Source organism: Limnohabitans sp. Rim8, assembly GCF_945869175.1.
Taxonomy (GTDB): domain Bacteria; phylum Pseudomonadota; class Gammaproteobacteria; order Burkholderiales; family Burkholderiaceae_C; genus Limnohabitans_A.
Genome location: NZ_CAMBNZ010000009.1, coordinates 1 through 25,856, shown reverse-complemented (window position 1 = coordinate 25,856; position 25,856 = coordinate 1). Strand labels below are relative to the sequence as shown.

27 protein-coding genes are annotated in these 25,856 nt (G+C 60.0%); 10 read left to right on the top strand and 17 right to left on the bottom strand.

What is annotated here, in order from left to right:
* The first annotated feature begins 105 nt into the window (after positions 1-105).
* Positions 106-318, top strand: coding sequence for a hypothetical protein (locus tag Q0O19_RS02790; protein WP_295519865.1), 213 nt, complete (start codon positions 106-108; stop codon positions 316-318).
* 65 nt (positions 319-383) lie between these two features.
* Positions 384-1,448, top strand: coding sequence for an alpha/beta fold hydrolase (locus Q0O19_RS02785; RefSeq protein ID WP_295519863.1), 1,065 nt, complete (start codon positions 384-386; stop codon positions 1,446-1,448).
* Between the two features lie 14 nt (positions 1,449-1,462).
* Here the strand turns inward: Q0O19_RS02785 and Q0O19_RS02780 are convergent, their stop codons facing one another.
* From Q0O19_RS02780 to Q0O19_RS02750, 7 genes are read right to left on the bottom strand one after another with little or no spacing between them, the layout of a single operon-like run.
* On the bottom strand, positions 1,463-2,653 hold the full coding sequence (locus Q0O19_RS02780) for an MFS transporter (protein ID WP_295519861.1): 1,191 nt from the start codon (positions 2,651-2,653) through the stop codon (positions 1,463-1,465).
* A 2-nt stretch (positions 2,654-2,655) separates the two neighbouring features.
* Positions 2,656-3,609 (bottom strand): Gfo/Idh/MocA family oxidoreductase, encoded by a 954-nt coding sequence (locus tag Q0O19_RS02775; RefSeq protein ID WP_295519859.1) that lies wholly within the window; start codon positions 3,607-3,609, stop codon positions 2,656-2,658.
* A gap of 12 nt (positions 3,610-3,621) precedes the next feature.
* On the bottom strand, positions 3,622-4,500 hold the full coding sequence (locus Q0O19_RS02770) for a class III extradiol dioxygenase subunit beta (RefSeq protein ID WP_295519857.1): 879 nt from the start codon (positions 4,498-4,500) through the stop codon (positions 3,622-3,624).
* 2 nt (positions 4,501-4,502) lie between these two features.
* On the bottom strand, positions 4,503-4,961 hold the full coding sequence (ligA, locus tag Q0O19_RS02765; RefSeq protein ID WP_295519856.1) for a protocatechuate 4,5-dioxygenase subunit alpha: 459 nt from the start codon (positions 4,959-4,961) through the stop codon (positions 4,503-4,505).
* Entirely contained in the window at positions 4,961-5,896 is a 936-nt protein-coding gene (locus tag Q0O19_RS02760; protein ID WP_295519854.1) for an amidohydrolase family protein, read from the bottom strand. Before Q0O19_RS02760 ends, ligA begins: the two co-directional genes overlap by 1 nt.
* A 10-nt stretch (positions 5,897-5,906) precedes the next feature.
* A complete protein-coding gene (gene ligK / locus Q0O19_RS02755; RefSeq protein ID WP_295519852.1) occupies positions 5,907-6,590 on the bottom strand; it encodes a 4-carboxy-4-hydroxy-2-oxoadipate aldolase/oxaloacetate decarboxylase in 684 nt (227 codons plus the stop codon).
* A 57-nt stretch (positions 6,591-6,647) separates the two neighbouring features.
* Positions 6,648-7,676: an amidohydrolase family protein gene (locus tag Q0O19_RS02750; protein WP_295519905.1), complete on the bottom strand. Its 1,029-nt coding sequence runs from the start codon at positions 7,674-7,676 to the stop codon at positions 6,648-6,650.
* Between the two features lie 164 nt (positions 7,677-7,840).
* Here Q0O19_RS02750 and Q0O19_RS02745 point away from each other — a divergent pair, with 164 nt between their 5' ends.
* The gene (locus Q0O19_RS02745) at positions 7,841-8,749 is read left to right on the top strand and encodes a LysR substrate-binding domain-containing protein (RefSeq protein WP_295519850.1); all 909 of its coding nucleotides are present in this window, start codon (positions 7,841-7,843) and stop codon (positions 8,747-8,749) included.
* 162 nt (positions 8,750-8,911) lie between these two features.
* Here the strand turns inward: Q0O19_RS02745 and Q0O19_RS02740 are convergent, their stop codons facing one another.
* The 8 genes from Q0O19_RS02740 to Q0O19_RS02705 all read right to left on the bottom strand — a co-directional run bounded on the left by Q0O19_RS02740 (position 8,912) and on the right by Q0O19_RS02705 (position 15,678).
* Positions 8,912-9,220: a 2Fe-2S iron-sulfur cluster binding domain-containing protein gene (locus tag Q0O19_RS02740; RefSeq protein WP_295519848.1), complete on the bottom strand. Its 309-nt coding sequence runs from the start codon at positions 9,218-9,220 to the stop codon at positions 8,912-8,914.
* Complete coding sequence (locus tag Q0O19_RS02735; protein ID WP_295519847.1) at positions 9,217-10,269, bottom strand: aromatic ring-hydroxylating dioxygenase subunit alpha; 1,053 nt, start codon at positions 10,267-10,269, stop codon at positions 9,217-9,219. Before Q0O19_RS02735 ends, Q0O19_RS02740 begins: the two co-directional genes overlap by 4 nt.
* A gap of 20 nt (positions 10,270-10,289) precedes the next feature.
* Entirely contained in the window at positions 10,290-11,012 is a 723-nt protein-coding gene (locus Q0O19_RS02730; protein WP_295519845.1) for an ABC transporter ATP-binding protein, read from the bottom strand.
* A complete protein-coding gene (locus tag Q0O19_RS02725) occupies positions 11,005-11,787 on the bottom strand; it encodes an ABC transporter ATP-binding protein (protein WP_295519844.1) in 783 nt (260 codons plus the stop codon). The genes Q0O19_RS02730 and Q0O19_RS02725 overlap by 8 nt, the downstream gene beginning before the upstream one ends.
* Positions 11,784-12,764 (bottom strand): branched-chain amino acid ABC transporter permease, encoded by a 981-nt coding sequence (locus Q0O19_RS02720; RefSeq protein ID WP_295519903.1) that lies wholly within the window; start codon positions 12,762-12,764, stop codon positions 11,784-11,786. The genes Q0O19_RS02725 and Q0O19_RS02720 overlap by 4 nt, the downstream gene beginning before the upstream one ends.
* 10 nt (positions 12,765-12,774) lie before the next feature.
* Positions 12,775-13,650 carry a branched-chain amino acid ABC transporter permease gene (locus tag Q0O19_RS02715; RefSeq protein WP_295519842.1) on the bottom strand — a complete coding sequence of 292 codons (876 nt, stop codon included), beginning with the start codon at positions 13,648-13,650 and terminating at the stop codon, positions 12,775-12,777.
* Between the two features lie 64 nt (positions 13,651-13,714).
* Entirely contained in the window at positions 13,715-14,881 is a 1,167-nt protein-coding gene (locus Q0O19_RS02710) for an ABC transporter substrate-binding protein (protein ID WP_295519841.1), read from the bottom strand.
* 29 nt (positions 14,882-14,910) lie between these two features.
* Positions 14,911-15,678 carry a GntR family transcriptional regulator gene (locus Q0O19_RS02705; RefSeq protein ID WP_295519839.1) on the bottom strand — a complete coding sequence of 256 codons (768 nt, stop codon included), beginning with the start codon at positions 15,676-15,678 and terminating at the stop codon, positions 14,911-14,913.
* A 156-nt stretch (positions 15,679-15,834) separates the two neighbouring features.
* On the opposite strand from Q0O19_RS02705, the gene Q0O19_RS02700 reads away from it, so the two are divergent.
* Together Q0O19_RS02700 and chrA are read left to right on the top strand one after the other, a co-directional pair.
* Positions 15,835-16,236 carry a hypothetical protein gene (locus Q0O19_RS02700; RefSeq protein WP_295519837.1) on the top strand — a complete coding sequence of 134 codons (402 nt, stop codon included), beginning with the start codon at positions 15,835-15,837 and terminating at the stop codon, positions 16,234-16,236.
* Positions 16,233-17,567 carry a chromate efflux transporter gene (gene chrA / locus Q0O19_RS02695; protein WP_295519836.1) on the top strand — a complete coding sequence of 445 codons (1,335 nt, stop codon included), beginning with the start codon at positions 16,233-16,235 and terminating at the stop codon, positions 17,565-17,567. Before Q0O19_RS02700 ends, chrA begins: the two co-directional genes overlap by 4 nt.
* Before the next feature lie 49 nt (positions 17,568-17,616).
* On the opposite strand, the gene Q0O19_RS02690 is transcribed toward chrA, so the two are convergent.
* Positions 17,617-19,377 (bottom strand): ABC transporter transmembrane domain-containing protein, encoded by a 1,761-nt coding sequence (locus tag Q0O19_RS02690; protein ID WP_295519835.1) that lies wholly within the window; start codon positions 19,375-19,377, stop codon positions 17,617-17,619.
* A gap of 132 nt (positions 19,378-19,509) precedes the next feature.
* Here Q0O19_RS02690 and Q0O19_RS02685 point away from each other — a divergent pair, with 132 nt between their 5' ends.
* On the top strand, positions 19,510-19,845 hold the full coding sequence (locus tag Q0O19_RS02685) for an ATPase with chaperone activity (protein ID WP_295519834.1): 336 nt from the start codon (positions 19,510-19,512) through the stop codon (positions 19,843-19,845).
* A 45-nt stretch (positions 19,846-19,890) separates the two neighbouring features.
* Here the strand turns inward: Q0O19_RS02685 and Q0O19_RS02680 are convergent, their stop codons facing one another.
* Positions 19,891-20,763: an amidohydrolase family protein gene (locus Q0O19_RS02680; RefSeq protein ID WP_295519833.1), complete on the bottom strand. Its 873-nt coding sequence runs from the start codon at positions 20,761-20,763 to the stop codon at positions 19,891-19,893.
* A 311-nt stretch (positions 20,764-21,074) separates the two neighbouring features.
* On the opposite strand from Q0O19_RS02680, the gene Q0O19_RS02675 reads away from it, so the two are divergent.
* The 4 genes from Q0O19_RS02675 to Q0O19_RS02660 are packed head-to-tail and all read left to right on the top strand — an operon-like array spanning position 21,075 to position 25,789.
* Positions 21,075-21,821: a crotonase/enoyl-CoA hydratase family protein gene (locus tag Q0O19_RS02675; RefSeq protein WP_295519901.1), complete on the top strand. Its 747-nt coding sequence runs from the start codon at positions 21,075-21,077 to the stop codon at positions 21,819-21,821.
* A gap of 32 nt (positions 21,822-21,853) precedes the next feature.
* Positions 21,854-23,704 carry a feruloyl-CoA synthase gene (locus tag Q0O19_RS02670; protein ID WP_295519832.1) on the top strand — a complete coding sequence of 617 codons (1,851 nt, stop codon included), beginning with the start codon at positions 21,854-21,856 and terminating at the stop codon, positions 23,702-23,704.
* Between the two features lie 26 nt (positions 23,705-23,730).
* Positions 23,731-24,981: a thiolase family protein gene (locus Q0O19_RS02665; protein WP_295519830.1), complete on the top strand. Its 1,251-nt coding sequence runs from the start codon at positions 23,731-23,733 to the stop codon at positions 24,979-24,981.
* Between the two features lie 43 nt (positions 24,982-25,024).
* Positions 25,025-25,789: an SDR family NAD(P)-dependent oxidoreductase gene (locus Q0O19_RS02660; RefSeq protein WP_295519829.1), complete on the top strand. Its 765-nt coding sequence runs from the start codon at positions 25,025-25,027 to the stop codon at positions 25,787-25,789.
* The last annotated feature ends 67 nt before the right edge of the window (positions 25,790-25,856 follow it).

The window sequence follows — 25,856 nt, the reverse complement described above, 5'->3', positions numbered from 1 at the left end:
GCCTGCCCCGTCGGATAGAGGAGGCCCAGGTCAATCCAATTGATGATGAGACCCGCCAAAGTTGATTCAAGACGGATACACGACATGACCTTGTAACCCCAAATGTTGGCCCTGCTTTTCACCGTGGTCTTACTGGCCGTGACCACCTATTTTTTGTTGGGCTCCATACCTCTGTTGATACTCAAGCACGACAACCCGATGGATTCCCGGTTCGTCCGCTCTTTTTACATCACCTACTTTCGCCTCGCCCTGCTCGCCGCCCTGGCCGCAACCATCAGCTTCGCCTTTGCGGGAAAACCCGCTGGATCGAGTCAGTGACACGCTGGTGTCAGCTCGGGCGCAAGACATGGCCTAAATTGTCTCCTTCACTTCGAAGACAAACCATGAAAAATCGTCTACCCCTTTGGGTCAGTCTGTGCTGCTTATGGCTGAGCTTGTGCGGTAACTTGCACGCGCAAGAAGCCCCGCAACACGGCAGCTGGGTCGTCAAGGACTTCAAGTTTCACACGGGTGAGGTCTTGCCAGAATTGCGCTTGAACTACACCACCTTGGGTGACCCCAAAAATGAAGCCGTGCTGATTTTGCATGGCACCACCGGTTCCGGTGCCGGCATGTTGGGGGCCAATTTCGGTGGGGAGCTTTTTGGACCCGGTCAAATTCTGGACGCCAAACGCTACTTTTTGATCCTGCCCGACGCCATTGGCACCGGCAAATCCAGCAAACCCTCTGACGGTCTGCGGGCCAAGTTTCCGGCCTACAACTACGATGACATGGTGTCGGCTCAGCACCGGTTGGTCACCCAACACCTGGGCATCCGGCATTTGCGTTTGGTCCTGGGCAATTCCATGGGGGGCATGCAAACCTGGATGTGGGCCGTCAAATACCCCGACATGATGGACATCGCTGTGCCCATGGCCTCTTTGCCGTCGGCCATGTCGGGCCGCAACTGGATGCTGCGCCGCATGCTGACCGATTCCATCCGCAAAGACCCCTTGTGGATGAACGGCAATTACAAAGAAGCCCCTCCGAGCTGGCAATTTGCGTCCGTTTTTTATGCTGCCGCCACCAATGGCGGGAACTTGGGCCTGCAAAAAATCGCACCGACCAGCGACAGGGGCGACGCTTTGCTCAAGCAGCGCCTGACGGCCCCGTTTGCGGGTGACGCCAACGACCACCTATACCAGTGGGAATCGTCCAAAGATTACGATCCATCTGCGGGTCTGGAGCGCATCAAAGCCCGGGTGCTGGTCATCAACTCTGCCGACGACGAGCGCAACCCACCCGAACTGGGCATTCTGGAAAAGGCGCTGCCTCGCATCCAAAATGCCAAAGCCCTGATCATTCCGGGCAGCCCCGACACTTTCGGCCACGGCACCACCGGCAATGCGCGATTCTGGAAATCAGAGGTGGGGCAATTGCTGCAGTCTGCGCCCAAACTGCCGCGCTGAAACCCACTGCGCCCTCAGTGCCGCCCCACCAGGCGGTACACCATCACACCCAGCGCTGCAACACCCACTGCCGCCAAGCTGAAGGCATAGGCCAGCCAGCCCATGTCCACACTTTGCGCCATGAGCAGCACCCCCGTGGACTGGCCAAAAAACAGTGAACAGGCAAACAAGGTCACGGCCGAGCCGCGTGCGGCCGGGGCCATTTGGGTGGCCTGCACCTGCAGCGTGTTGTGCAGCATGTAAAAGCCCAGCCCGGTCATGAAGCAGGCCAACACGCCAAGCCACACACCACTGCCCCACGCCAGCACCAGCAAACCCACAGCGACCAAAACGGCCCCTGTGCGCACCAGGCCGCGCTCGCCCAACCAGGCCAGCCAACGGCGTGCCATTTGGCTGTACAGCAAACCACCCACGCCATACACCATCATCACCGAGCCTGCCGCCACCACACTCAAACCAAACTGCTGGTGCAAATGTGTGGGCATGAAAGCCAAGGCCCCAAACACCAAGGCACCTTCTGCGGCCGTGACGCCCAGCACCCAGCGCACACGGGGCGTGCCTAAGAGCTGCCCGGTCAAGCGAAACGCCGCCCACAAACCCGGCGCCGCCACAGGCCCCGACTGTGTCTGCAACTTTGTTTGCTGTCGCAGACGGCGCAGCAGCAGCACAGCGGCCACGCCAAACATGGCTGCAAGCAAAACAAAAGCCCCGCGCCAACCCACCGTGTCGGCTGCGAAGCCGCCAAACCAGAGACCGCTCATCATGCCCAGTACGGTCGCGCTCATGAGCTTGGCCAGGGTTTCCTGACGTCGCTCGTAAGGCACTTGATCGCCCACCCAGGCCATCGACAAGGGAATGATGCCGGCCGCCGCCGCGCCCATGAACCCGCGCATTACGACCAGCATGGACAGGTTCATGGACAGCGCCGTGATGACGCTCAACAGCGCACAGGCCGACAAGGCCAAAGACACCACCCGAAGCTTGCCAAACCGCTCGCCCAGCGGGCCATAAAACAGCTGCAAAACGCCATAGACCATGGCAAACACCGAGACCACCGCAGAGGCGTCGCCGGTACTGACCTGAAACTCCTGACCCAGCACCACCAGCATCGGATCGCAGATGCGCATCGAGGCCATGCTGGCAAAACCGGCCAGGCCCAACAGCTTCAGGTGTTGCCGCTCGTCTGCAGGTGTCAAGCCGCTCATGCTCAGGCCAATTGCTGCTCCAGGTCGTGCAGGACCTGGTAGCAGGGCAACACCTGGGCAATCGAGCTGTTGGGCTCGCGGCCTTCGCGGATCGCGGCGAAGAACTCGCGGTCTTGCAGTTCGATGCCATTCATAGACACCGCCACTTGCGACACGTCGATCTTTTCTTCCTTGCCGGTGAACAGGTCGTCGTAACGCGCCAGATAAGTGCCTCTGTCACCGATATAGCGAAAGTACGTGCCCAGTGGGCCATCGTTGTTGAACGACAAGCTCAGCGTGCAGATCGCGCCGTTGGCCGCCTGGAGCTGGATGCTCATGTCCATGGCGATGCCCAAGGCAGGATGGATTGGGCCCTGCACCGCGTTGGCTTTGACGATCGGGCTGCCACACTGGTAGGCGAACAGGTCCACCGTGTGGGCAGCGTGGTGCCACAGCAAGTGGTCGGTCCAACTGCGCGCTTGACCCAACGCGTTCATGTTGGTGCGGCGGAAGAAATACGTCTGCACATCCATCTGCTGGATGTTGAACTCACCCGCTTTGATTTTTTGGTTCACCCACTGGTGGCTGGGGTTGAAGCGCCGGGTGTGGCCCACCATGGCGACCAAACCGGTTTCTTTTTGCACACGCAGGACTTCCTGGCCTTCCTGGTAGACATCACACAGGGGAATTTCCACTTGCACATGCTTGCCCGCTTTCAGGCAAGCCAGGGTCTGGCTGGCATGCATTTGGGTCGGGGTGCACAAGATGACGGCATCGACTTCTTTCAAAGCCAGCGATTCATTCAGGTCGGTGGTGACATGACCAATGCCGTATTTGTCCGCCACCTCTTTGGTTTTGGCGAACTCGCGACCGGTCAGCGAAACGACTTCCACGCCGTCGATGTTTTGAATGCCGTCCAGGTGTTTGATGCCGAAGGCACCTGCGCCCGCGAGGGCGACTTTGATGGTTTTGCTCATGGGTGAAATCTCTCAGGTGTTTTCAAGAATGACGTGTCCCACCGCTGTGTTGCTGGCGGGCACATGGTAAAAGCGGTGGCGCAACTTTGGCGCGGGACCGTTGGCTTTGCCGTCGTGGATGTCGCTCATCGCACCACGGGCGATCAGCCACATGACCAGCTCAATGCCTTCGCTGCCCGCTTCGCGCACGTAGTCGATGTGCGGCATAGCAGCTGCCGCCAGTGGGTCGTTGATCAATTTGTCCAGCCAGGCATTGTCCCAGTCACGGTTGATCAGACCCGCACGCGCACCCTGCAGCTGGTGACTCATGCCCCCTGTGCCCCAAATGTGGACCTTGATGTCTTCATCGAAACTCTCGACCGCTTTGCGGATGGCTTGGCCCAAATTGAAGCAGCGCTGACCACTGGGCACAGGGTACTGCACGACATTGACCGCAAACGGGATCACCGGGCAAGGCCAGGCGTCTTTGACGGGGTCCTTTTCACCACACATCAGCGACAAGGGCACCGTGAGGCCGTGGTCCACGTCCATCTTGTTGACGATGGTCAGGTCAAAGTCCTGTTGAATGACCGATTGCGCGATGTGGCTGGCCAGCTCAGGGTGGCCTTTGACCAAGGGCACAGGTCGCGGACCCCAACCTTCGTCAGCCGGCGTGAATTGAGCCGCTGTGCCAATCGCAAATGTCGGTATCAGGTCCAAGCTGAAAGCGGTGGCATGGTCGTTGTAGACCAGAAAGACCACATCCGGCGGGTTGTCCTTCATCCATTGCTTGGAAAAGTCATAGCCCGCAAACAGCGGCTTCCAGTAGTCTTCTTGGGTCTTGCCCAGGTCCATGGCCGCGCCAATGGCGGGCACATGCGAGGTAAAAACGGATGCAGTGATTTTGGCCATGTTTATGCTTTCTTACCGGCTGCGCGCATTTGTTGACCGGCTGCGCCTTGGGGCTGGTTTTGCGCTTGTGCATCGCCGTTTTCGCCGATGTAGCGGTTACCCTCCACGCTGCGGCCGCCGCCGATCATCATGTGGCGGTATTCCTCTTCGGTCATGCCGGTCATGGAGCCCGCCATTTGTTGAAAGCTCTTGCCGTCGGTCGCGCCGATTTTGGCCAAGAAGTAAATGTTGCCGCCCGTGCGCATGCACCAGTTCAGATCGCGGGCCAGCACCGCCTGCTTTTGTTCTTCCGTCATGGGCCACTCGTCCAGATAAGCACGTTCATTGGCTTTGAAGCGCTCACGGTTTTCGGCTTTCATCAAAGACATGCAGAACTGGTTGATCCAGTAGCCTTTGCGAGACTGCTCGGCATCAAAAATGATGGTGCCGGGCACATCGGTGTAGGGTTTGTCGAGGGCCATCAGATGTTCTCCTCAGGCCAGTACAAGCGCATCGGGTTATCCACCAGCAGCTTCTTTTGCAACTCGGCCGTGGGCGCGATGTGCGGGATGAAGTCCACCAACAGCCCGTCATCGGGCATGTGGTCTTTCAGGTTGGGGTGCGGCCAGTCGGTGCCCCACAGCACGCGGTCGGGGAACTCTTGCACGATGCGCTGGGCAAAGGGGATCACGTCTTGGTAAGCGTTTTGCTCGCCGTTCAATGCTTTGGGGCCGGTGACCGACAAACGTTCGGGACAAGACACTTTGCTCCACACATTGGTGTGTTCGCGCATGAACTTCTGGAACAACGCAAACTGAGGGCCCTCCACGGGCAGCGACACATCGGGGCGGCCCATGTGGTCCACCACCACCGTGGTGGGCAGCGCGGTGAAAAAGTCCCACAGCTCGGGCAAGTCAACCGCTTCAAAGTAAATGACCACATGCCAACCCCATTGGGCGATGCGGCCTGCAATCTCCAGCAGCTCGTCTTTGGGGGTGAAGTCCACCAAGCGTTTGACGAAGTTGAAGCGCACACCCCGCACACCGGCATCGTGCATGGCCTGAATTTCTGCGTCGCTCACGCTGCGCTTGACAGTGGCCACGCCACGCGCTTTGCCGCCAGAGTTGAGCAGCGCATCCACCATGGCACGGTTGTCTGCACCGTGGCAAGTGGCCTGCACCACCACATTGCGCGCAAAGCCCAGGTGGTCTCGCAGCGCGTACAACTGGTGTTTGGATGCATCGCAGGGGGTGTACTTGCGCTCGGGTGCGTAAGGGAATTCGGCGCCAGGGCCAAACACATGGCAATGCGCGTCCACTGCGCCTGCGGGCAATTGAAATCGGGGCTTGGCCGGACCGGTGTACCAGTCCATCCAGCCGGTGGTTTTGGTGAAGTCACCTGTGGTGGGTTGGGTCATGGCGAGGTCCTCAGTCGATGTACTTCAAACCCGCAGCCGCCAACGGTTCGCGCATCTTGTACATGTCCAAACCCAGCACGCCCGAGGCCAGTTTGGCGCGTTTTTCGCCTTCGTTGGCTTCACGCGCTTGGGCGGCAGCCAGCGTTTTGGCGGCCAGTGCCTGGGGCACACACACCACGCCGTCGTCGTCGGCCACGATCACGTCACCGGGGTGGACGATCATGCCCGCGCACACCACAGGAATGTTCACCGAACCGATGGTGGACTTGATGCAACCCTTGCTGCTGATGGCTTTGCTCCACACCGGGAAGTTCATCTTTTGCAGCTCTCTCGCATCGCGCACACCGGCGTCGATGATCAGAGCGCGCGCACCGCGGGCCTGAAACGATGTGGCCAGCAGGTCACCGAAGTAACCGTCGGTGCAATCGGCGGTGATGGCCGCCACCACGATGTCGCCGGGCTGAATCTGCTCGGCCACCACATGCATCATCCAGTTGTCACCGGGGTGCAGCAGCACCGTCACTGCCGTGCCCGACACTTGTGCGCCAGGATAAATGGGGCGCATGTAGGGTTTCATCAGGCCCACACGGCCCATGGCCTCGTGCACGGTGGCCGAGCCGAGGGCTGCCAAGCCATCGGCCGCTGCGCGGTCTGCGCGGGTGATGTTGCGGTAAACAACGCCGAGTTCGTACATGTTCTTTCCTTATTTAATCAGTTGATGAGAGAGCTAAAGATCTGTCTCACAAAGTCCTCAAATTCCTTTGGCCTTGAGCTGGTCGTCCAAGCGCTTGAACACACGGCGCGCATTGCCCTCAAACACCATGTAACGCTCTTGGTCGTTCAGGTTGGCCGTGGCTTGCACATAGCGCTTGGTGTCGTCGAAGTAGTGACCGGTTTCCGGGTCGATGCCGCGCACCGCGCCGATCATCTCGGACGCGAACAAGATGTTCTTGACCGGGATCACTTTGGTCAACAGATCGATACCGGGTTGGTGATAGACACAGGTGTCAAAGAAGATGTTGTTGAGAAGGTGCTCAGACAGCAAAGGCTTTTTGAGCTCTTGCGCCAGACCCCGGAAACGGCCCCAGTGGTAAGGCACTGCACCGCCACCATGCGGGATCAGGAACTTCAATGTCGGGAAGTCTTTGAACAGGTCGCTGGTCAGGCACTGCATGAAGGCGGTGGTGTCGGCATTCAGGTAGTGCGCACCAGTGGTGTGAAAGCAGCTGTTGCAGCTGGTCGAGACGTGGATCATCGCTGGAATGTCGTACTCGACCATCTTTTCATAAATGGGGTACCACGCTTTGTCAGACAGTGGCGGCGACGTCCAATGGCCGCCCGACGGGTCCGGGTTCAGGTTGATGCCGACGTTGCCATATTGCTCGACGCACTTGACCAGCTCAGGGATGCAGGTGGCGGGGTCCACGCCAGGCGACTGGGGCAACATGGCCGCAGGCACAAAATGATCGGGGAAGAGTTGACCCACGCGGTAGCACAGCTCGTTGCAAATCGCCGCCCAGGTGGAGGACACCTTGAAGTCGCCAATGTGGTGGGCCATGAAGCTGGCGCGGGGGCTGAAAATGGTGATGTCAGAGCCGCGCTCTTTCATCTTGGCCAGCTGGTTGGTCTCAATCGTTTCGCGCAGTTCGTCGTCGCTGATCTTCAGCTCAGAGACTTTGGGCATGGATGCGGGGTCTTGGATGCCCGCAATTTGCTTGTTGCGCCAGTCCTCCAGCGCTTTCGGTGCCGTGGTGTAGTGGCCGTGCACATCGATGATCAAAGGCTTGGATTGACTCATGGGGGCTTCCTGAAGGTACAAATGACTGCATCCGATTGTGCAGGCTCGCTCGCCATGCACACAGCGTCAGGGCCATCTACCAGCTAGAACAAATTTGCATAACAGACCCATCGATATGACAAAATAATAGCAACGTAAAGGCCTGCATGGACCTCAAACAACTCGAATACTTTGTGCGCGTGGCCGAACTGGGCAGTTTCACCCGCGCCGCCCAAACACTGAACATCGCCCAACCCGCGCTCAGCCGCCAAGTGCGTCTGCTCGAGGTCGAGTTGCGGCAAAACCTCTTGGTGCGCAATGGCCGAGGAGCCACACCCACCCAAGCGGGCCAGCTGCTGCTCGAGCACGGCCGGGGCATCCTGCACCAAGTCGAACGCGCCCGAGAAGAGCTGGGTCGCGTGCGCACCGGCCTCACCGGCCGTGTGGCTTTGGGCATGCCCCCGAGTGTGGCACGCATGCTCACAGTGCCATTGACACGGGCTTTTCGCGCCAGCATGCCCGAAGCCCAACTGTCCATCAGTGAGGGCCTGTCGAGTGCCATGCAAGAAAACCTGCTGAACGGCCGCTTGGACATTGCCGTTCTTTACAACCCCAACCAAGTTCAAGGCATCGCACACACCCCACTCGTCAAAGAGGAATTGCTGCTGGTGCAGCCACGCCCTGCGGGCTTGCAAGAAGATCCACCGCCACCGCCCATTGCGCTGAAAGACGTGGCCCACTTGCCCTTGGTCATCCCCACCCGTCCCAATGCGATCCGCATGCACGTCGAATCCGAAATGGCCGCGATTGGCTGCCGCCCGCTCATCGCGTTGGAAATCGACGGGGTGAGCGCCATCCTGGATTTGGTGGCCGACGGCGCGGGCTGTGCCATCTTGTCGCGCAACGCCGTCATGCGTTCGGTGCGGCCGTCGGCTTTTGCCGTGAGGCCAATGTGTGAACCTGCTCTGACGATACAGCTGACGACAGCGGTCAGCTCATTGCGCCCCACCACGCTCACCCAGCAAGCCACTCTGGCACTGATCAACCAGGTGGCTGGCCAATGGTTGACCCCATGAGCCCAAGACTTGCCCTTGCCAGAACATGGCTGCAAGCGCGCTGCAAAGGACAGTAAAGATCACACAAGGTGATGCTGCAACACCAACAGCAATGTGCTGAGCGTCAAAAAAGACACGATGGTGGTGAGCAGCAAAGCCGCCGCGCTGATGGCACCGTGGCCATCACAAATCCAGCACCAAGCGTGCCGTCTGGCTGCGTGAGCAGCAGACCATGATGCAGTCGCCTTTTTCCTGCTCTTCGGGGGTCAGGTACATGTCCCAATGGTCGGGTTTCCCCGCCACGACTGGGGTCAGGCAGGTGCCGCAAATGCCTTCCGAGCAAGAGAACGGCACGTCGTGTCCGGCGTCTTGCAGCACTTTCAGAATCGATTGGTCTTTGGTGACTTGCAGGATCTGACCGCTTTTGTTCAGTTGCACCTCGAAGTTGCCCTCTTCAGCGATCGGGGTTTGGCTCAGGTCTGTGGTGTTCATGCGGTGGCTCCGGTGTTGTTTTCTTCGGCCAGCAAGCGCTCGATGATGCGGCGCGATTGAACCCCACCGGAATCGATGTTGAGCATCAGCAGTTTGCGCTCGGGCCACCTGCTGATGTTGGCTTGCTGCAATTGCAGCATTTCCATGTCCTCGTTGAAAATGCCGCCCTGCCCCATGCGGATCTTGTCAGTGAGCGCCGCATCATTGGGCTTGAACTGGCGAGCCATGCCCCAGTGGTACCAGTGCGAGGTCTCTGTCTCGGGTGTGATGAAGTCGACCACCACGCTGTAGGCCTTGTGTTCGGGGGCCGCGTCAAATCCACCACGGCCCGCGATCGCCACACCCACGTCGATCATGATGTGGGTGGGTGGCGTGAAGCGGCAAATTTGCCAGCGGTCCACCTTGGCCTGCGGGTCCAAACCATTGGCGCTCATGGCCATTTGCCAAAAAGGCGGTGCCTGTATGCCTTCCATATGGCGCTGCAAGATGACTTGGTCACCTTCCACAGAGGTGGTGCAGGGCGTTTCGTCGATCTCGGGTTGGCCGATGCTATTGGCATGCACATAGGTCTCGTGCGTGAGGTCCATCAGGTTGTCGATCATCAGGCGGTAATCGGCTTTGACGTGATACAACCCACCGCCATAAGCCCAGGCGGGGTTGTCGAAAAATTCGAACACGGGCATTTGGCCCACATCGGCCTTGGCCTGGTCACCGGGCCAAACCCAAACAAAACCGTAGCGCTCTACCACGGCGTAGCTCTTGACGGCGGGAAAGCCGCGCACGCGCTGGCCGGGCATGTGCACGGTCTTGCCTTCGCAGCCCATTTCCAAACCGTGGTAACCACACACCAGATTGCCATTGCAGACCTTGCCCAGCGACAGGGGTGCGCCACGGTGCGGGCAAAAGTCTTCGACTGCAGCAACCTTGCCGTCCGGGCCTTTGAAGAACGCCATCTGTTCGTTGCAAATGGTGCGCCCCAGTGGCTTGTCGCCCAAGGCATACAGGTCGGCCAGGGAACAGGCCACATACCAGGTATTTTTGATGAACATCTTGTCCTCTCTCGTTCCAATCAAAGCTTTCGGGCCACGCCCAACAGGCTGTCAAGCAATTCGGGGTTTTGGCGAAGGGCATCTGCGTCGCTGGCGTGCACCACGTTGCCATGGTCCAACACCACGGCGCGGTGGCTGATGCGCAAAATGGCTTGCGGATGCTGCTCCACGATGATGGCCGACAGGCCCTCCTCGCGGGTGATGCGGGCAATGGCGCGCAGCAACTCTTCCACAATGATCGGCGCCAAGCCTTCGAGCGGTTCATCGAGCAGCAGCAAGCGGGGGTTGAGCACCAGTGCCCGGCCTACGGCCAGCATTTGTTGCTCGCCCCCTGAAAGTTGCGTACCCAAGTTGGTTTGGCGTTCGGCCAGACGGGGGAACATCTCGTACACACGCTCCGGCGTCCAGGCGCGGCTTGCGCGTGCCGGCCTGGCCACAGCGGTCAGGTTTTCGTGCACGGTGAGCGATTTGAAAATATTGCGCTCTTGCGGCACCCAGCCAATGCCTGCTGCAGCGCGTTCGTGCGAGGGCAGCGTGTGCAGGGGCAGACCGCCCAAAAAGATCTCCCCGCCGTGCTGGCGCGTGGCACCGGCCAAGGTGTCTATCAAAGTGGTTTTACCGGTGCCATTGCGGCCCAGCAAAGCCAAGGTTTCGCCCTCGCCCAAGGTCAGGCTGATGTCGTTCAACACGACGGCTTCGCCATACCCCGCACGCAGGTTCTCCACACGCAACAACTCAGCCATGGGCCACCTCCTCGCCATGCCCCAGGTAGACTGCTTTGACCTGCGGGTCCGCCGCGATCGCCTCGGGCGTACCTTCGGTCAGCACGGCACCGTTGACCAGCACCGTGATGCGGTCGGCAAATTCAAACACCAGATCCATGTCGTGCTCGATCAACAAAACAGACACTTCGGCAGGCAGCGCTGCCACGGTCTGCAGCAACTCTTCGCGCTCGCCCGCGGGCACACCGGCCACCGGTTCGTCGAGCAACAACACTTTGGGCTCACACGCCAGCGCAATCGCCATCTCCAGCAAGCGGCGTTTGCCATAGGCCAGGTATTCGGTGCGCTGGTGCATGACTTCGGTCAACCTGAACAGCGCCAGCAGTTCTTCGCACCGCGCAACCACCTGGGCATCTTGCCCCAAGGCAGACCACCAGCGACCGCCCAGGCCGCGTTGTTGCGACACCACCATGGCAAGCGTTTCCAGCGGCGTCATGCTGGCAAACAACTGGTTGATCTGGAAAGTCCGCACCATGCCCCGGTGCACGCGTTGGTGTGGTGGCAGCTGGCTAATGTCTTCACCCAGCAATTCAATCCGGCCCGACGTGGGCGGCAAGACACCGGTGAACAAATTGATGAGCGTGGTCTTGCCAGCGCCGTTGGGGCCAATCAGGGCATGGCGTGCACCCAAGCGCAGCTCCAAGTCCACATGGTCGGTGGCGGTGATGCCCCCGAACTGTTTGACCAGGCCCTGGGCCTTCAACACGATGGGGGGGGTCACAACGGTCACACTCATCGCACACCGCCTTTTTCATTCGCAGCGTGACCAAACCACCGCCAGGGGCGAATCAGCCGCTCACGTCCGACCATGACCAAAACCACCAGGAACAGGCCAATCCAAAACGTCCAATACTGCGGCGTGATGCCCGAAATCACATCGTGCATGAGCTTGAACACAACTGCGCCCACAACGCCGCCATAAAGCCAGCCCACGCCGCCGATGACCAACATCAACATCACGTCGGCCGAGCGTTCCAATGCAAACACATCCAGCGATGCAAAGCCGGTGGTCTGCGCCAGCAAGGCACCGGCCGCTCCGGCCAAAGCCGCCGCCACGGTGTAGACCACGGCCAATCGGTGGTGCACCGGTATGCCGATGGCCATGGCCCGCAAGGGGTTGTCGCGCACCGCCATCAGCGTGGCACCCCAAGGTGAGTTCACCCAACGCCTGGCCAACACAAACAGGACCAGCAAAACCGTCAGTGAATACCAAGCCGCCGTCTGTCCGTAGAGATCGAATTCAAAACGGCCCAACACCGGCCCCATCACCACCCCTTGCAAACCGTCCGAGCCTCCGGTGAGCCAGTCGAGTTTATTGGCCAGTTCCATCAAGATCAGGGCCATGCCCAAGGTGACCATCAGCCGGGTCAAATCGGTGCCCCGCAAGATGGTCAACGAACACAAGGCCCCCAAAACGGTGGCAGCGGCGGTGCCCACGATCAAACCCAGGAGCGGGTCGGGCATCACATGCTTGGCAAACAGCGCCGCCGCATAGGCCCCAAAACCCAAAAAGGCGGCATGTCCGAGCGAGACGATGCCGGTGTACCCCAGCACCAAATCGAGCGACACCGCAAACAAGGCAACGATGGCCACTTCGTTGACGATCAGGGCATGCCCAGGAAAAACAAAAGGCAATACAAATGCCACCAACCAAACCAGGGGTTCCCAACCACGCACCCGGTTTTTGGACAACAGTTGTTGCTGTGCAGTCATGTTGTCCATTTCAGCGGCCTCCTTTGCGCACAAACAGGCCTTGCGGACGCCAGATCAAAATCGCGATCATCAGCGAATACACGATAAAAGAACCCAACTTGGGCATGTAGTACTTGCCCGCCACATCGGCGATGCCCAGAAGCAACGCCGCCCACAGCGGACCGGTGATGGAAGACGTGCCGCCCACCGCCACCACGATCAAGAAATAGACCATGAACTTGAGCGGAAAGGTCGGATCCAAGCCCAACACCTCAGCCCCCAAAGCCCCCCCGAGTCCAGCCAAACCCGAGCCCACCGCGAAGGTGGCGGCAAACACGAGGTTGACCCGAATGCCCAGACCTGCGGCCACCCGCGCGTCGTCGACACTGGCACGCAGTCGGCTGCCAAAGCGGGTTTGACTCAAGATGAATTGCAAGCCCACCGTGAGGGCCGCACACACCGCGATGATGAACAGGCGGTAGTGGCCCATGCCCAACTCGAAGGCTTGGCCAGCCCACAGTTCGGTACGACCACGCAACCAGTCGGGCAACTGCATGATCTGCTGCTGCGAGCCCATGAAGTAATCCATGCTGGCCACGGCCATGAATGCCAGGCCGATGGAAAACAGCACCTGGTCCAAATGCGGCTTGCGGTACATGTGCCGGTACAGCGTGCGCTCTAGCACAGCGCCCAGCAAGGCCGCGCCCGCAAAAGCAATGGGCAGGCACCACAAAAAAGGCACATTCCAGTGCTGCATGAGCACCACCGTGAGGTAGCCGCCCACCATGGCAAATGCACCGTGCGCCAGGTTGATGAAGTTCATCAAGCCCATGGTCACGGACAGGCCCACGGCCAGGATGAAAAGCAGCATGCCGTAAGCAATGCCATCGAAAATAATGGTCAACATGTCAACTGGGTGAGGTGGAAAACGCAGGAGCACAACCCGTGCACCCCTGCAGAAAAACGCTGGCTTACCTGGTTTTGCCCGGGTCTTTCACGTCCTTGAGGGTCGCAAACTCCTGGTTGAACAACTGACCGCCCACCCTCTCGACTTTGCGGATGTAAATGTTGTGCACCACGTCGCGGGTTTGCGCGTCGATGAACATCGGGCCACGGGGGCTTTCAAACACTTGGCCCTTCATGGCTTCGAGCAAAGCTTCACCGCCTGCACCCTTGGTGGCCTTGGCTGCTTCGTAGATCACGCGCATGCCGTCATAGCCACCCACGGCCATGAAGTTAGGCCGCAAACCGTTGTTGGCTTTCTCGAACGCTGCCACGAACTTTTTGTTCAGCGGCGAGTTGTGCGATGCCGAATAATGGTGCGAAGTCACCACACCATTGGCCACATCGCCCATGCTGTTCAAGATGTCGTCGTCGGTGATGTCACCGGTGCCAATCAGTTTGATGCCCGCTTTGTCCAAGCCACGCTCGGCAAACTGCTTCATGAGGGCTGCGCCTGCGCCAGAGGGCACAAACACATAAAACGCATCGGGTTTGAGGTCACGCACTTTTTGCAAGAAAGGCGCAAAGTCGGGGTTGCGCATGGGCACGCGCAAGCTGTCCAGGACCTGGCCACCATTGAACAGCAAACGGTCTTTGAAGAACTTTTCTGCGTCAATGCCAGGACCGTAATCGGCCACCAAAGTCACGACTTTTTTGATGCCGTTGTTGGGTGCCCAGTCGGCAATGGCCACCGCCGCCTGGGGCAGTGTGAAACTGGTGCGCACAATGAAAGGCGAAGCCTGTGTGATGCTGGACGTTGCAGCCGCCATCACCACCATGGGGGTCTTGGACTGGGTGGCGATGGGCGCTGTGGCAAAAGCCAAAGGGGTCAAACCAAAGCCGGCCAACACGCTGACTTTTTCGTTGACCACCATCTCTTGGGCCAAGCGCTTGGTCACGTCGGCAGCGCTGGTGTCGTCTTTGACAATCAGCTCGACTTTTTTGCCGGCCACCATGTCGCCGTTTTGGGCAATGTAGAGGCGCGCTGCAGCTTCAATTTGCTTGCCGGTGGAGGCAAACGGACCGGTCATGGGCAAAATCAGGCCGATTTTGAATTTGTCTTGAGCCATGGCAGACGCTGCGGTCAAAGCCAGGTTTACGCCAACGATGGCACTCAGGAATTGTCGTTTTTGCATGCTCTATCTCCTCGTTAAAAAACCGTTGTTCAAGATGGTCGAATCAATTGCACGCCGGGGGTGCCCGATGCAGCAGGGTCGCGCAACGCGACCTGCATGTTTTGCCGCGCGATGCGCGAGTGCTCACGCATGAGGGCCTCGGCCCGGCCCGCTTCGCGCCGCTCGATGGCGTCCAGCACCTGGCGGTGCTGGTGCTGGGCGATCACCAAGGTGTCTCGCGCATGGTGGTCTTTGATGTGCACACCCACAAAGCCAGAAGCCGAAGCAAAAGGCAAGCTCGAGGCACGTTCGATTTCTCGGGCCAGCACAGCACTGTCGGCCATTTCGGACAGTTGCTTGTGGAATTTCCCATTGAGCGCCACATAGGCCGAAAACGTTTCATCGTCCAAGGCCGAATCGCGCAACACCCAATCGATTTGGTTCAGACATTCACGCGCTTGATTCAGCAAGCCAGCCCGCACGCCACGCTCGGCAGCCAAGCGAGCGGCCAAGCCTTCCAAGGTGCCACGCAGTTCGATGGCATCGGCTACCTCGCGCTCGGAAAATGTGCGCACCGCATAGCCACCACCCGGCAGTGACGCCAGCAAGCCCTCTTGACTGAGGTGCATGAGCGCTGAGCGAATGGGTGTTCGAGACATACCCAGGCGATCCACCAAAGCCAACTCGGCTATGCGTGCACCCGAGGGCAGGTCGCCTGCCAATATCCATTCACGCAAACGTTGCTGTGCCTTGACGACTTGGGAGCCGCCTTCTTCGACAAAGTCGGCGTCAATAAAGCGAACGGGAGAAGTGCTCATGGGTGGACAGAAGGAGAAGCACGGATTAAACCACTGTCACCGCCATCCTTGTATACAAGAACCCATTTGAATCTCATTTATTGCTGAATATTTAAGCAGTAAATACATTTTTTGTATCCCAAGTGACAGGCCAAAGGGACAGCGACAATGGCGCAAATGGATGAAAAGTACCCGATGGATTGGCAATATCTGGATTTCGAGTGCAGCGAAGACACCGACGGCGTGGTCTGCTGGAACGCACTGGCCCAACCAGCGGCCCAGCATACCCGCGCCTTGTGCCAGGAAGTGGCGCTGCTGCTCGCCTGGGCCTGTCGCTTCAGTCCAACAGGCCCCGGCCCCCTCGAAGATGGGGCAGACTGGGACCTTGACCTGCAAGTTCAATTGCATGGCCCAGGCGAGCACCTGGGCAGGCCTGCCCAAGCCGTCTGGCAAAGTGCACAGAAAACATTGGCCATTGACCCCGCCCCAGGGCCTGATGACCGCCTCGAATTGAGCTTGAGCCTGAGCGGCACACCGGCCTTTGCACAAGCCTTTCGCGAACACTGGAACACCCCATGAACAGCGCCCATTTGGCACCCGCTCCTGTTTCCTTTCGCCAAGCCCTCCAATTTTGGTTCTGGCTCGGCTGTGTCAGCTTTGGCGGTCCGGCCGGGCAAATCGCGCTGATGCACCGTGAGCTGGTGGAACGTCGGCGCTGGATTTCAGAAAAGCGCTACCTGCACGCCTTGCAGTACTGCATGTTGCTGCCCGGCCCGGAGGCCCAACAGCTGGCCACTTACATGGGCTGGTTGATGCACGGCACACGCGGCGGCATCGCAGCCGGCGCTCTGTTTGTGTTGCCTTCGCTCTTGTTGATGATCGCGCTGGCTTGGGCCTACAGCGCCTGGGGGCAACACCCTTGGGGGCAGGCCATTTTGTGGGGACTCAAGCCGGCCGTGACTGCGCTGGTGATTCAAGCGGTGCACCGCATTGGGATGCGCACGCTCAAGGCCCGCTGGCTTTGGTGGGTGGCCGGTTTGTCCTTGCTGGGCATGCTCTGGGACGTCCCCTTCCCGATCATCGTGGTGGCCGCTGCCCTCACGGGCTGGCAAATGCACAAGCCATTTGCCCGACCAGTGGCGGGCTCAGTGCACTCTTCGCCCCAAGCTGCAGCGGCTTCAGACGGTCCAGCCTGGCTGGACGACCACAGCCCCGCGCCGGCGCACACGCATTACCAACATGATCGGCTGATCCAGAGGGTGGCCATCGGGGTGGGCCTTTGGGTGCTCACGCTGGGAGCGCTGGCGTGGCTGTTGGGTGGTCAACACACCCTGACCCTCATGGGCGGCTTTTTCACACAAGCGGCGCTGTTGACCTTTGGCGGAGCCTATGCGGTGCTGCCATTTGTGACACACGCCGCAGTCACGCAATATGGCTGGGTGAGCGCCGCCCAGATGATGGACGGCTTGGCACTGGGCGAGACCACGCCGGGCCCACTCATCATGGTCGTGGCTTTCGTGGGCTTTTTAGGCGGGCACAGCCAAGCCATCACCGGCTCCCCGCTGCTGGGTGGCATCATTGCCGCTTGCGTGGTGACCTGGTTCACCTTTTTGCCCTCGTTCGTGTTTATCCTGGCGGGCGGCCCTTTTGTCGAATCCACGCGCCAGATGCCCGCCCTGCAAGGCCCACTGCAAGCCATCACGGCAGCGGTGATCGGTGTCATGGTGCAATTGGCCGGCGTCTTTGCCCGCCAAACTTGGCTGCCCCAGGGCTGGCACATGTTGCCCGACTTCTGGGCTTTTGTGCTCACGGGCTTGGCCGCTTGGTTGCTCATCCAAAAACAGCGCAGTGTTTATGAAGTGTTGGGCTTGTGCGTGGTGGTGGGTTTGCTGGTGCAGGCACTGCGCTGACCGGGCGGCAATGCCCAATGGGATGGGTATCGGTTGGGGCCGGTACCCCTTAAACGCCGGACACGCCGTTGAACTGTAGCGCCGCCAAGCTGGCGTAAAGCCCACCCCGGGCCTGCAGTTGGGCGTGGGTGCCCTGCTCCATCAGGCGGCCACGTTCCAGCACCCAGATCACATCGGCACGTTGCACCGTCGCCAAGCGGTGGGCGATGACCAGCGTGGTGCGGCCGATCATGGCCTTGTCCAGCGCGGCCTGAACCATTTTTTCGCTTTGCGCATCGAGCGCGCTGGTGGCTTCGTCGAGCAATAAAAGTGGCGGGTTTTTGAGGATGGCCCGCGCAATGGCGATGCGTTGGCGTTGCCCGCCCGACAAGCGCACACCCCGGTCGCCCAAATAAGTGTCAAAACCCTCGGGCAATTCGCGGATGAATTCTTGGGCGTAGGCCGCTTCGGCTGCAGCGTGCACCTCGTCCAGACTGGCCTCAGGTCTGCCGTAACGGATGTTCTCCATCACCGTGCCCGAAAAAATCACCGGCTCTTGCGGCACGATGGCCATGCGGTTGCGCAGATCATGAAGGTCCATCTGGTCAATCGGTACACCGTCCAGCACGATGCGGCCCGACTGCGGGTCGTGAAAGCGCATCAGCAAGTCGAACAAGGTGGTTTTACCGGCGCCACTCGGCCCCACCACCGCCACCGTCTGACCCGAGTGGATCTGTCCGCTGAGCTGATCGATCGCCCAGGTGTCGGGGCGCGAGGGGTAGTGAAACCGAACCGACTGCAGCTGCAACGATGAGCCGCCTTGCGGCCAAGGCGCTTGTTGTGGCTGGGTTGCCCTCTTGAGGTTGGATTCGGTGTTCAGCAATTCCATCAGGCGCTCGGTGGCCCCGGCTGCGCGCAGCAAGTCGCCATACACCTCGCCCAGCACGGCAAAGGCGCTGGCCAGCAAGATGACATAAAACACGGTTTCGCCCAACTGGCCCGCTGTGCTGGTGCCCGCGCGCACGGCCAGCGTGCCCATGTACAAACCCCAGAGCAACACCGCACTCGAGGCCATGATGATGAAGCCCACCAGCACAGCGCGTGCGCGGATGCGGCCCAGCGCCGTAGCCAAGGCACGCGTGGTCGATTCAATGAAACGACGGGTCTCGCGGCCTTCTGCGGTGTAACTTTGCACCACACCAATGGCATTGAGCACCTCGGAAGCGATGGCACTCGAATCGGCTACGCGGTCCTGGTTGGCCCGTGACAAACGGCGCACGCGTCGCCCCAAATACACACTCGGGAAAATCACCGCGGCCAGCACCGCCACCACCTGCAGCATGAGCACCGGGTTGGTCCACACCAACATGATCAAGGCCCCAGAACCCATGACCAGGTTACGCAGGCCCATGGAAAAAGATGACCCCACCACGGTTTGCACCAAGGTGGTGTCGTTGGTCAGCCGTGACAACACTTCGCCCGATTGCGTTGTTTCAAAAAACGCGGGGCTTTGTTTCAGCACATGGCCGTAAACCGCATTGCGCAGATCGCCGGTGATGCGTTCGCCCAGCCAGCTCACTGTGTAGTAGCGCCCAGCCGAAAAAACCGCCAAGGCTGCCGCCACGACAAACAATTGCAAAAAGTTGCCCGACAACTGCTCGGCGGTGGCGCCAATGGCCAAACCTTGGTCAATCAATTGGCGCAAGACCCAAGGAAAAGCCAGGGTGGTGCCTGCAGCAAGCAACAAAAACAGTGCGGCGACCCCCATGGTGAAGCGGTAAGGCTTTAAAAACGGCGCGAGACCAGAAAGCGATTGAGGGGTGGTGGCCATGTCAACAAAAGGTGGGAAGAAGTCGCTTCTAGCATACCGTCAAAAACCATGCGGCCCTTTGAACAGTTTTGGGAACGACAATGGGGTCTGTGAGAAAAATTTCCCTATGAGCCCCCCGCCACCTTGCCCCCAATGAGCGACGACAACCAACTTTATCTGCCAGAGAGTTTTAAAGTACTCTACGTGCCCCATGGCAAGATCAAACCGAGCATCGGCCTGAGCGAGATGGCCGAGCGCTACGAACTGTGTGAAGACCTGGCCAACCTGCTGACCAAAAAAGCCGCCAACATGCAATTCACATTGGGCATCACCGAAGAACTGGTGCTGGCCCAATGTGAGCTGGGGCTGCTGGCTGAGCCCTCGGTGGTCTCGCCCCTGGAAGCTCGCTGGGTGGTCTGCCGCCTGGCAGAACTGCTCAACTGGCCCATGGGTCAGTTGCTGCAAAGCCCTGCAGGGCAAGGTGATTGAAACTGAGGGCGCTGAAACTGCATCCTCCAAAACGCAAGCGACAGATCAGACGGCCTTGTCCAAGCCCAACAAACGCACCGCATTGCCTTTGAGAATACCGGGCATCACTTCGGGCTTGAAGCCAGCCACCTCGAAGTCTTTCATCCAGCGCTCAGGTGTGATCAGCGGGTAATCGCTGCCAAACAAAATGCGGTCTTTGAGCAATGTGTTGGCGTACTGCACCAGTTGCTTCGGAAAATATTTCGGGCTCCAGCCGGACAAGTCAATCCACACGTTGGGCTTGTGCGTGGCCACACTCAAGGCCTCGTCTTGCCAGGGGAAGCTGGGGTGTGCCATGACAATCTGCATATCAGGCCAGTCAATCGCCACGTCGTCCAAGTGCATGGGGTTGCTGTAGGCCAAACGAAGCCCACCGCCGCAGCGCATGCCCGAACCAATGCCACTGTGACCCGTGTGAAAGATGGCGGGCAGCTTGTGCTCGTTGATCACGTCATAAATCGGCCAGGCCATCTTGTCATACGGGTGGTAGCCCTGCACCGTGGGGTGAAACTTGAAGCCTTTTATGCCTTCTTCCTGGATTAAGCGCTCGGCTTCGCGCGCGCCCATCTTGCCCTTGTGCGGGTCGATGCTGGCAAAGGCAATCATCATGTCGCTGTTGTCGCGTGCGGCCTTAGCGATCTCTTCATTGGGGATGCGGCGGCGGCCCAGCTGCGACTCGCTGTCCACCGTGAACATGACCAAGCCAATCTTGCGCTCGCGGTAATAGACCACCGTCTCTTCGATGGTCGGGCGGCGGTTGCTGCCAAAAAACTTGTCGGCGGCACGGTCGTACTCCTCGCCGTAGTTTTCAAACGGGTTCCAGCAGCTCACTTCGGCGTGCGTGTGGATGTCGATGGCGATGAGGTCTTCGTGTTTCATGGGTTTCCCAAACAGGTGTTATGAGAACGATAGCCGAAGACCAGCACGCTGTGCGTCACAAGCAAGACCGCGTGCTGAAACCAAACCACCGATCGCCCCAGCAGCGGGTCGGCCCAATGGGTTGAAAGTTTCTCGAGGAACCGTAAATCCTAGGGAAAACACCAAGGAGAAAAAGCCGTCGCACTGATCACAATATCGTTATCAATAATAACCTTTTTGGCCCTTTAGCCATTCTCATGAGCGCGCGCCGCATGACCTTCACCCGCCACCCCCTCCTTGAACGTGCAGCCTCTCAAGGTGTTGCTTTGGAAATGCAAGGCGCAGTGGCCGTGGTGCGCCTTTGCCGCCCGGCCAAACGCAATGCCCTGAACGATGGCCTGATCGAGGCCCTGCGCGATGTGTTCCAGAACTTGCCGCCTGAGGCCGGTGCGGCGGTTATCCACGGCGAGGGCGAGCACTTTTGCGCGGGCCTCGATTTGTCCGAGCTCAAAGAGCGCGACGCGGGTGAAGGCATCTACCACTCACGCAGCTGGCATGTGGCACTGAACGCGGTAGAGCAAGGCCGCGTGCCCGTGGTCGCCGCTCTGCACGGTGCAGTGGTGGGCGGCGGTTTGGAGCTGGCCAGTGCCTCGCACATCCGGGTGGCCGATGACAGCACCTTCTACGCCCTGCCCGAAGGCACGCGCGGCATCTTTGTCGGCGGCGGCGGTTCGGTGCGTGTGCCCAAGCTGATTGGCGCCGCCCGAATGACCGACATGATGCTCACAGGCCGCGTGTACAACGCCCAAGATGGTGAGCGCGTGGGCTTTGCCCAGTACTTGGTGCCCACCGGCACGGCCTTGACCAAGGCCATTGAGCTGGCCACCCGCATCGCCACCAATGCCCCCCTGACCAACTTCGCTCTGATGCACGCCCTGCCCCGCATCGCCGAGCAACCGGCAGACCATGGTTTCTTCACAGAAGCACTGATTTCGTCAATTGCTCAGTCCGCGCCCGAAGCCAAAGCCCGAGTTCGCGCCTTCCTCGAAGGCAAAGCGGCCAAAGTGCAAAAAGCCTGAGCCGGCATACCCCAGAGCATCGGAGACAAAGCATGAGCGCCCCCCAATTTCGCCCCTTGAAGTTCGGCGTGACCCGCGTTAGCTTGCGCGATGGTGTGCCCGGAACACACTACCTCAAGGCCGACCAAGAGCTGCAAGGCTTTCCTGACCGCTTGACCGACCGCCTGCAACACTGGGCGCGCGTCAAGCCCGAGCACAGCTTCATGGCGCGCCGCGTGAAGCAGGCCGATGGCACGCTGGGCGACTGGAAACACATCAGCTATGCGCAAGCGTGGGCCACGGCCCGCAACATTGCCCAAGGCCTGATCAACCGTGGCCTGAATGCCGAGCGCCCCGTGGTCATCCTGAGCGAAAACAGCCTGGAACATGCCCTGCTGGCCTTGGGCGCCATGGTCGCTGGCGTGCCCTTTGTGCCCACGTCACCGCCTTATTCCTTGGTCAGCGTGGATTACGACAAGCTCAAACATGTGCTCAAGACCGTGACACCCGGCTTGGTTTTCGCGTCTGACGCCCGTTACGCTAAAGCCATTGCCGCCACGGCGGGTGACAGCATGGAAGTCGTGATGGTTGAAGGCGCTGTGCAAGGCCGTGAGGTGACGTTGTTCGACAGCCTGTGTGCGACACCTGCCACCCCTGCGGTGGACGCGGCAATGGCCACCACCGGCCCGGACACCATCGTCAAGTTTTTGTTCACCAGCGGCTCGACCAAACTGCCCAAGGCCGTCATCAACACCCAACGCCTGTGGTGCGCCAACCAGCAGCAAATGGCTCAGTCCATGCCGGTTCTGGCCGAACAGGAACTGGTGCTGGTCGACTGGCTGCCTTGGAACCATACTTTTGGTGGCAACCACAACTTTGGCATGACGGTGTTTCACGGCGGTACCTTGTACATCGACGATGGCAAACCCACCCCAGCCCTGATGCACGAGACCCTGCGCAACCTGCGCGAGATCGCGCCCACGGTGTACTTCAACGTGCCCACGGGTTTCGAGGCGATTGCCAACGCCATGCAATCCGATGACCAACTGCGCAAAACGCTGCTGTCCAGGGTGCAGATGTTCTTTTATGCGGGTGCTGCATTGGCCCAACCCATTTGGGACAGCCTCTACGCATCGCAAGAGCTTGAAATTGGCGAACGCATCGTCATGGGCACGGGCCTGGGCATGACCGAATCCGGCCCGTTTGGCATCTTCGTGACCAACCCCTTTGTGCAAGCGGGCGACTTGGGCGTGCCCACACCCGGGCTGGAGCTCAAACTGGTGGACACCGATGGCAAAACCGAGGTGCGGTACCGGGGCCCCAACATCACGCCTGGCTATTGGCGCAACCCCGAAGAAACGGCGGGCGCTTTTGACGAAGAGGGTTTCTTCAAAACCGGCGACGCGGTCAAATGGATCGATGAAACCGATGTCCACCTGGGCCTCAAATTCGATGGCCGCATTGCCGAAGATTTCAAACTGGCCACCGGCACTTTTGTCAGCGTCGGGCCATTGCGCGGCAAGATCATCGCAGCCGGTGCCCCCTACATCCAGGACGCGGTGCTGACCGGCATCAACTTGAAGGAAGTTGGCGCCATGATTTTTCCGACGCCTGCCGTGCGCGCCTTGAGCGGCCTGGCTGCCGATGCGCCTTTGTCCGAGGTACTCGCATCAGCCCCTGTGCTGGCCAAGTTCCAAGAGATCGTCAACAGCTTGGCCCAGAGCGCCACCGGCAGCGCCAACCGCATCGCCCGCCTGTGCCTGCTGAGTGAGCCGCCCACCATCGACAAGGGCGAAATCACCGACAAGGGCTCGATCAACCAGCGCTCCGTGCTTAGCCACCGCGCTGACACCGTGGCTGCGCTGCACGCCGACACCTTGCACTGCATCGTCAAACCCCAATGATCTCCGCGCAGGAGCGAAAGCACAAGATGACCGCCAAAGGATTTTTCAACGCGTTTGCGGATGTGTGGATGCACGAAGGCGTGCGCACCCCCATGGTGGACTATTGCGGTGCCTTGGGTCACATCTCCCCCACTGACTTGGGCATCAAGGCCGCCCGAGAAGCCTTGAAACGTGCGGGCATCGCCCCCAACGACATCGGCTCTGTCATCACTGGCAACATGGCCCCTGGCGACTTTGACCAGTTCTTCTTGCCACGCCACATTGGCCTTTATGCCGGTGTGCCGCAAGAGGTGCCCGCCATCATGACCCAACGCATTTGCGGCACAGGATTTGAACTTTTCCGTCAGGCGGGCGAACAAATCGAAGCGGGTGTGTGCAATGCCGCGCTGGTGGTCGGCACCGAGAGCATGACGCGCAACCCCATTGCCGCCTTCGACCACCGCACCGGCTTCAAGCTGGGCGCGCCCGTGGGATTCAAAGACTACATGTGGGAAGCACTGAAAGACCCGGCTGCTGGCATCAACATGATCCAGACCGCCGAGAACCTGGCCAAGAAGTACCACATCACCCGCGAAGAAGTGGACCAGTTTGCGTCCGAATCCTTCGCCAAAGCCTTAGCGGCGCAAGCGGGTGGTTTCCATGCGGGTGAGATCGTGCCGGTGATCACCGAGAAGTTCGAGCTCGAAGGCTACAAGCCTCGCGGCATCCAACTGCAAGGCAAAGTCACCGAAGTCAGTGCGGACACCCACCCCCGCATCTCGCCGCCCGAAGTGCTGGCCAAACTCAAGTCTGTTTACGAAGGCGGCGTGCAAACCGGCGGCAACAGCTCGGCCCTGGTGGATGCCGCCGCGGCCTGCGTGGTCACCTCCGGTGCTTATGCCCGAGCAAACCACAAAAAGCCACTGGCCCGCGTGGTGGCTGCTGCCGCTGTGGGCGTGCCACCCGAGATCATGGGAATTGGCCCCGCACCAGCCATTCGATTGCTGCTGGAACGCACGGGTCTGCAGCTGTCCGACATTGGCCGCTTCGAGATCAACGAAGCCCAAGGTGCACAAACCCTGGCCGTGGGTCGCGAGCTGGGCCTGGATTTGTCCAAGCTGAACGTGAACGGCGGTGCCATCGCTTTGGGCCATCCGCTGGCTGCGACCGGTGTGCGCCTGACCATCACCCTAGCGCGTGAATTGAAACGCAGTGGCTTGCGCTGGGGCATCTCCAGTGCCTGCGTGGGCGGCGGTCAAGGCATTGCACTGCTGATCGAAAACCCCGAAGGCGTTTGAACCCACCGAGGGCGCCGCTTCCAGCTCAACAAAAGGAACTGACATGAACATCCAAGGACAAACAGCACTGGTCACCGGAGGTGGCTCTGGTTTGGGCGAGGCCACGGCCCGTGAACTGGCCCGTCTGGGCGCCAAAGTCGCTGTGCTCGACCTGAACATGGACAACGCCGAACGCGTCGCAAAAGACATTGGCGGCATTGCGGTGCACTGCAACGTGTCCGACCCGGACAGCATGGCCCAAGCCATCGAGACCGCAGCCGCCGCGCACGGCCCTGCCCGCATCCTGATGCAGATCGCAGGCATCGGCACCGCCAAGCGCGTGGTGGGCAAGGACGGCAAAGCCGCACCGTTGGAAGAATTTGCCAAAGTGATCAACGTCAACCTGATCGGCACCTACAACGCCGCACGTTTGTTTGCCGAGGCTTGCAGCAGGCTCGAGCCCATGGAAGATGGCGCCCGAGGTGTGATGGTCTTCACCGCCTCGGTCGCGGCTTTTGATGGCCAAGTGGGTCAGCAGGCCTACAGCGCGTCCAAAGCTGGCGTGGTCGGGATGACACTGCCCATGGCCCGTGACCTGGCTCAGCACGGCATCCGCGTGTGCACCATCGCACCTGGACTCTTCAAAACGCCGCTGCTGGCCAGCCTGCCCGAGCCCGTGCAGCAATCGTTGGCCGCCAGCATCCCCTTCCCTGCGCGCTTGGGCAAACCCAGCGAATTTGCCGAACTGGCTTGCCATATCGTCAACAACGACCACTTGAACGGCGAAGTCATCCGCTTGGACGGCGCGCTGCGAATGGCCCCACGTTAAGAGACCCCCATGAGCAAAACCGTTGTTTACGAAGTGCAGGTGATGTTCGGTGACTGCGACCCCGCAG